The organism is uncultured Campylobacter sp., assembly GCF_937997595.1.
Classification (GTDB): domain Bacteria; phylum Campylobacterota; class Campylobacteria; order Campylobacterales; family Campylobacteraceae; genus Campylobacter_B.
Window position 1 is genome coordinate 1 of record NZ_CALKTS010000027.1, and the last position, 7081, is coordinate 7081.

The 7081-nt window shown below is 47.1% G+C and carries 6 protein-coding genes; 3 read left to right on the plus strand and 3 right to left on the minus strand.

The features are described from left to right. Positions 1 to 2: 2 nt before the first annotated feature. The 3 genes from Q0614_RS00855 to Q0614_RS00865 form a co-directional block, all read right to left on the minus strand. The gene (locus Q0614_RS00855; protein WP_298785859.1) at positions 3 to 1031 is read right to left on the minus strand and encodes a DUF3137 domain-containing protein; all 1029 of its coding nucleotides are present in this window, start codon (positions 1029 to 1031) and stop codon (positions 3 to 5) included. A 376-nt stretch (positions 1032 to 1407) separates the two neighbouring features. After that, entirely contained in the window at positions 1408 to 1968 is a 561-nt protein-coding gene (locus tag Q0614_RS00860) for a Fe-S-containing hydro-lyase (RefSeq protein WP_177389396.1), read from the minus strand. A 10-nt stretch (positions 1969 to 1978) separates the two neighbouring features. Then, positions 1979 to 2824, minus strand: a complete 846-nt coding sequence (locus Q0614_RS00865; RefSeq protein ID WP_298785861.1) for a fumarate hydratase — start codon at positions 2822 to 2824, stop codon at positions 1979 to 1981. Positions 2825 to 3023: 199 nt separating this feature from the next. On the opposite strand from Q0614_RS00865, the gene Q0614_RS00870 reads away from it, so the two are divergent. The 3 genes from Q0614_RS00870 (at position 3024) to Q0614_RS00880 (ending at position 5675) form a co-directional block, all read left to right on the plus strand. Beyond that, positions 3024 to 3581: a NapC/NirT family cytochrome c gene (locus tag Q0614_RS00870; RefSeq protein ID WP_291940163.1), complete on the plus strand. Its 558-nt coding sequence runs from the start codon at positions 3024 to 3026 to the stop codon at positions 3579 to 3581. Between the two features lie 10 nt (positions 3582 to 3591). Next, the gene (locus tag Q0614_RS00875; protein ID WP_298785862.1) at positions 3592 to 4992 is read left to right on the plus strand and encodes a multiheme c-type cytochrome; all 1401 of its coding nucleotides are present in this window, start codon (positions 3592 to 3594) and stop codon (positions 4990 to 4992) included. 266 nt (positions 4993 to 5258) lie between these two features. Then, positions 5259 to 5675, plus strand: coding sequence for a hypothetical protein (locus tag Q0614_RS00880; RefSeq protein ID WP_005870906.1), 417 nt, complete (start codon positions 5259 to 5261; stop codon positions 5673 to 5675). Positions 5676 to 7081 lie beyond the last annotated feature (1406 nt).

Below are 7081 nucleotides of genomic sequence, written 5' to 3' on the forward strand. Positions count from 1 at the left end.
CGCTAGCTCCAAATTCTTTCGTTTAGTTTTAGGTTTTTTACGATCGCTAAAAAGTGCGAAAGCTCGCGCTTGAGCTGCGCGGCAGGGTCGCGGCGCAGCACGCTTTCGTCGATGTCAGGCTCGAAATTATCGCGCCCCGTATTTACGAAAATATAAATTTTGCTATCTAAAAAGCTAAGACTGACGGGCGCGGCTACGGCACTTGCGAAGTGCAAGAGTCTCCGCATAAAGGCGGGCGTTAGAATATACATCGCGCCCGCCGCGTCCTCGCAATACACGGCGAAGGCGGCGTTAAACTCCGCATCGTCCATATCGATCTTTTTTAGCCCGAGGGTGTTCGGCGCGCCGGCGCGAGCGGGAAAAATCAGGGTTTTGGCACTTATGCGTTTGTTAAATTCCGCGTAGAAAAAGGTGCCGAGGATTTCGCTTTTCGAAAATCTATTAAATAAGCTCACGTCGCAAAAGGCAAAACTCACGCCGTCATAAACGCCCGAGACCCTGTCGTTGCCGTATGAGTATCTGTCTAGTCGAAAAAAGAGCCCGGAGAGCTTGAGTTTGGCGGGATCGATATCGCCTGAAATTTCATATCGGTAGCCGAACGCCTTAAAATAGGGCATTAGATAGTGCTCTTTAAAAGCGCGCCGAAATTTTACCGAATAGTCTTGCTTAAAGTCTCTAAACAATACAAACAAGCTCGAAGCAGCCAAGATTAAAATTATAATCGCGAGTAAGATATATTTGGAAATCGTGAGGCGATTTTGTAAATCGTTTAGAAATAGGCTCATAGCAAAAAGGCAGGCAGCGTAGATTATCTTAGCTTTTATGGAGCTTTCATCGCACAAAACGGCTACTATAAGAACAACCGCGAATAATCCTATAAGCGGCAACAAATCCGCCATCTCTCCTCCGTCGCGTAGCTTGTATAACAAAAACGCGCCGTAAATGAGCATGCACGCAGCCGCTAAGATCATATTTCTTTTCGCCTTATACAAAAGCTCCAGTCTGATCTGCTCCAGCTCGCTTGCGCTCATTTTGCTCCTTTTAAATTTGAGATGGATTATGACGCTTGCGGGCTTTAAATTTGCTTACGAACGGCGGCGAAATTTTAAAATTTAGACTTGGATAAATTTACGGTTAAATTTTAACGGCGGATTGTTTAAATGGAGCAAAGGCGGGATTTCGGCATAAATTTAAGCGGCGCGAAATTTTAAAAATTCCGCGCCATAAGAGAGATAAAATTTTACGAACACGATTTATCGCTATAAAATTTCACTGCGCCAAGTCGTAAAATTTCGCGAAATAAATGCCGCAGATTATGCTGCGAAATTTAGGATGCCCGAGCGGACGCCGATAAATTTACGGGCGCTCGCACTGCAAAAAGCGCCGCGCGGACGCCGCTAGCAAAATTTAGATTTTTCTATAAGGCGCCTGACCTACTTCGTAGAAATTGTTGCCCTCGCTGTCGATCGCTACAATAGCAGGGAAATCCTCGACGGTAAGTCGCGCGACCGCCTCGGGGCCAAGCTCTGGATAGGCTAGCACTTCGTACTTTTTGATACTTTGGCTGATTAGCGCGCCCGCTCCGCCGATAGCGACCATATAGACGCAGCCCGATTTTTTCATCGCTTCGACGACGGCGTCGCTGCGGTAGCCCTTGCCGATCATGCCGTTGATGCCTACTTCGTTTATCATCGTAGGAGTATATTTATCCATGCGTCCGCTAGTCGTAGGTCCCGCAGCACCGATTGCCTGTCCCGGTTTTGCAGGAGTCGGTCCCAGATAATATATCGTCTCGCCAGCCAAGCTTACGGGTAGCTTCTCGCCGCGAGCGAGAGTTTCGGTTAGAGCCTTGTGTGCGGCATCGCGAGCTGCGATGATGGTACCGCTGATTAGGACGTTATCGCCCGCCTTTAGGCTTTTTACTACGCTTTTATCGAAAGGTGCGGTAATTCTTTTAACTTCTGACATGATTTCCTCCTTATAGTTCGGCGTCGGCATGACGAGCCGCGTGGCAGTTAATATTAACGGCGACCGGAAGCCCCGCTATGTGGGTCGGATACCACTCTACATTTACCTTAACGGCGGTATTTATGCCGCCCAAGCCCTGCGGACCGACGCCCGTAGCGCGCGCCATCTCCAGTAGCTCATCCTCTAGCTTGGCGTAGCGCTCGTCGGGATTTCTGCTGTCGATCGAGCGAACCGCGGCTTGTTTGGCTAAAAGCGCCGCCTTATCCATCGTGCCGCCGATACCAACACCTACGACCATCGGAGGACAGGCGTTAGGACCAGCGTATTTGACCGCCTCTAAAAATACCTTTTTTACCCCCTCGATGCCGTCTGCGGGAACAAGCATTTTTAGCATCGATTTGTTTTCGCTGCCAAAGCCCTTAGGAGCTACTTTGATCTTAAGCTTGTCGCCGGGGATGATGCGGGTATTGATGACTGCGGGGGTATTGTTCGTGGTGTTTTTACGCTCAAAAAGCGGCTCTGCGACCACGGATTTACGCAGATAGCCGCCTACGTAGCCGTCCGCAACGCCTGCATTGATAGCATCCTCCAAATATCCGCCCTCGATATGCACATCCTGACCGAGTTCGACAAAAACCACCGTCATACCGGTATCTTGGCAGATCGGTGCAACCTCTTTTGCCGCCAAATCGGCATTTTGCAAGAGCTTGCCTAAGATATCTTTGCCGATAGGCGAAATTTCATTTTCGCGTGCTTTCTCAAACGCCGCGCGCATATCTGGCGTGACTTGATAACAGGCTTTTTTACAAAGCTCGCTGACTACTTTTGTAATCTCAGCCGCTTGGATCGTTTTCATGATCTCTCCTTGTATTGAAATTTTAATGGATTATATTCCGTTAAACTAAAAACTTAGTTTAAAATTTTATCTTCATTTAATAAATTTTAACAAAAGGCTAGAAAATAAGCGGTTTTTAATCTTTTTATAATAAAATACCACTTTCCGAATTATCAAATACTAAAAATTTTGCGAAGAAATTTTAAAATCAAGGAAACCTATGAAAAAGAAAACTCTTGTGCTGCTCGTGGGCGCTTGTGTGCTTATAGGAATGATACTTTCTCTTGGGATTGCGGAGATGGTTCACCTTACGGGCACCGATAAATTCTGCGTATCCTGTCATACGATGCAGCCGATGGCAAACGCATTTCACAACGATGTTCACGGCGGCAATAACCCGCAAGGCTTCAAGGCCGATTGCGTCGCCTGTCACGTTTCTCATGAAAATACCTTTATGTACCTTTGGACTAAAGCTCTAACCTCCGCAAATGATGTCTACAAAACGGTCTTTACCGATGCCGATAAGATCGACTGGCAAGAAAAACGCAAGGAGCGAAATCATTTCGTTTATGAAAGCGGCTGTCTAAGTTGCCATCGAAATTTAAAAGAGCAGAATAATCAAGTAAATAAAGCCTGGCTTGCGCATAGGGATTATTTTGCGGGCACTACCGGCAAAACCTGCGTGCAGTGCCACGAAAACGTCGGCCACAAAAATATGGGTATAGAGATTACCAAATATTGGGATAAATACAACCGAGAAAATAACAAAACCAAGTAAAGGAGAAGCAATGCTAAAAAAAGTCGCTATTTTAATAGCCTGTATCGCATCGTTTGCATTCGCAGAAATGCCCGCGCAGCATGCGAATATGTCCGCGTCGGACGCGAACGTAAGCAATTCCGTAAACGTTAGTCTTACGAAGAATTTAAAGGTAAATAGGCAGCTTACGCCGCTAGCTAGACGCTGCGTCGAGTGCCATGCCGAAAAAACTCCGGGCGTCGTTGCGGATTGGAAGATGAGCCGCCACGCTCACGTAGGCGTTAGCTGTACCGACTGCCACTCGCAGCCAGCAGATAGCCCTATGGCAGCTAAAGAGCCGCATCCGAAAGACACAGATAATCATATTTCGGTGCTAGTTAGTCCTAAAACCTGTGCTAAATGCCACAGCAACGAGGTTAAAGATTTTGAAAACAGCGGTCACGCAAGAGGTGCTATGCAGATGCAAGCCAACAAAGGAATGGTTGATCTAATGTATCACTACGAAGGACGTGATATCCCTGATCTTAAACATGCGCCTGATATTACCGGCTGCTCTCAATGCCACGGTAGCGTCGTTAAAATGGATGAGCATAACAAGCCTACCAAAGAGACCTGGCCCGTTTACGGCATCGGTACGGTTTATCCGGACGGTAGCGTAGGCGGATGCAAATCATGCCATTCTGGTCATAAATTTTCGATTGCTGAAGCTCGTAAGCCTGCTGCTTGCGCATCTTGCCACTTAGGACCTGATCATCCGGATATCGAAATTTACAATAACTCAATGCACGGACACGTATTTAACGCTGAAGGCAATGAGTGGAAATTCGATAGCGCTCCTGGTACTTGGGCGGTTCCTGATTACCGCGCCCCTACATGTGCAACCTGCCATATGAGCGGCGGTGTTGGCGATCTGAACTCCACTCACAACGTATCTCAACGCTTGAAGTGGAATTTGTGGCAGCCTAAGAGCAATCTACGCACCGGCGGTAATGAGACTGCGGTAAGCGAGTTTTTAAATACCGGCAAACTAAACGTCGGCAATCCTTTGGCGGGTAACCTAAACGGTCCTGAGGCAGCGCGTGCTGAGATGAAGCAAGTCTGCAAAGAGTGCCATGCAAGCACCCACACGAATAATTTCTTTGAGGTGGGAGATAAGCAGGTGCTTCTATATAACGTTTACAACGACGAAGCGACTAAGATGCTAAAAGAGCTTAAGGAAAAGAAACTTCTAAAAGACGATCCTTGGGCGGATGCGTTCCAGCGAATCTACTATGTTTCATGGCACCACGAGGGTCGCAGAATGCGCCAAGGCGCGCTAATGGGCGGACCTGATTATTCGCATTGGCACGGCGTATTCGAGGTCAAAAACGACATCAGAGAGATGCGCGAAATCTACGAGCGCCGCATCAAAACCGGCAAGATCGAGGAATAATCCCTCTTAGTCTGCTAAATTCTGCCGGACTAAACAGATCAAGCTTGTAAGCCCCTGCACTTCGCGGGGGCTTTTTTATTGACACAAAATTTGGAATTTTATTTTGTGATCCGCAAAGCCCATCGAAAATCGCCCCTAAAAACTACTGTCTAATTATTTAAGATTATTGAGAATTTATGACGGAAATGGCTGATAAATTAGAGTAAATTTATCTCTTTGCAATCCAAAATTAGCTACAATCGCGCATATCATTTAAAAGGAATTTTATGGACAAGCAAACGGCATTAGACTTTTTGAGACTTCATCAGCCGATGCCTGCGCAGCTTTCGGATCAGCTCGCGGCAGAGTTTCGCGCGGTGCGGGAGTTCTTGCGTGATAATCCCTGTGACGAGGCGCTTGAGCCGCTTTTGCGCTCGCTAAACGAGGGCGACGGCGCAGGTGAATATCCGCTCGTGGACGAGGTGCTAGGTGCAGCGGACGATGCTGCTGCGGTAGCTGCGATTAGAGCGGTCTTGGAAGATCCGAGCACGGGCAGCGGAGCGCGATTTTGGGCAACGCTTTTTAGCGTGAGCTTCGTCCGTAAGGAGCTCATCGCAAGTCTGGAGACATCGCTTAAATACGCAAACGATGATTTGATCGAGCTTACGAAGGAGCAGATCGAAATGTTTAAGCAGCTGACGTAAAGCTAGCTGCGTAACTTATAGTTGCGCCTTGCTCACCAGATTGCGCTGCTACAAAGCAAATCCAAATTTATAAAAATCGGCTTTCAAAGGCTGCTTTTAAATTTTAAAATTTTGCGGTCGCTTAAAATTTTTTAGAGGCTACGATTACGAAAGAGACGCACTTTATTTTCTATGCGCTGTGGTAGGTGCCCTGTGCGATGGTTGCTATCGGCAAAGATATAGCGTCGCCGCTAAGTGTGAGCGGCGTAGGCACCGAGAGAGATATGTGCCTAGGCAAGGGTAGAAATTTCACGGCGTCGTTTGAAGTAAAATTTTAAATCTACAGGCTTGTGATAGAATTTAAGTCATAATAGTGAAGCAGAATTTAATATGCGGCGAGCACGACGCTGAAATTTTAAGCTTGCGTCGCGCAGTGACGAGATTTCGCTCGGTGCGATCCGTACGAAATTTTAAGCCGTAAAGATAAAGCGGAATTTCTCATACGTGATTTTCTGAGACGAAATTTTAAGTAATGAGTTTGAAGCGGAATTTTAAGGTGCGAGTTAGAGACTATAAACTCGCACCGCCGATAGAGGATACCGCGCCTTTTTGCGGGCTGAGAACTTCGACCGCGCAACAAAGAATTCCACGCCATTTCGCACTACAGCTACGGACCTCGACCACGCAGTGAGCAAGGCTGCGCTATGCGACCAAGGATGTTGTACTATTTCGCAAGCGATCTTGTAGCGAGATTAGATTATGAGTCTCGGCGTGCGGCATAGGAATTTGGGCGGGTGTGATCCGTGCAAGGTTGCGTGGCACAGATTTTGCGCCTCCATCTGCACCGCCAAAAATTCTACCGAGCGGAGTTGTGATCTAGAAATTTTGCGGCGGCATGAAATCTCCTAGCGCGGATTTTGAGCTTGCGCAAAATTTCGCACCGCTAGCATTTGAGAGACCTGAAATTTTAAATTGCATGTCGCTTTAAAATTTTAAACTTATGAATTTGACCCGCACTTACTTTTAAATCCTAATTCCACGCCATGTTTGGCGATGAAATTTTAAAATTTCATCGCGCCAAGAGTAGCTCGACCAATTGGCGGACGCAGTTAAAAATTAAGTATAGATAAAATGCATCGGCGCGCGTGAAGCGGAGTTAAATTTAAATTGCGGGCGAAATTTTAAAGCGTGGCTTGGATCGTTCTCGGGCATCCGGTTTTGGCTCTAAAATAGTTAAATTTAGCGCTGGTGCTCGCAAGACGCTTCGGCTACCTGATTTTTGCGGTGCCGAAGCAAAGCCCGTTTTCGTTGCACTGCATATTTTCTATCTGCGGATCCTCGCTTTCGCCACAAATTTGAATCATTTGATGCGACGCCTCGTCCATTTTGGGCTCGCTGCAATGCGAAACGCCTGGCTTTGGATGCTC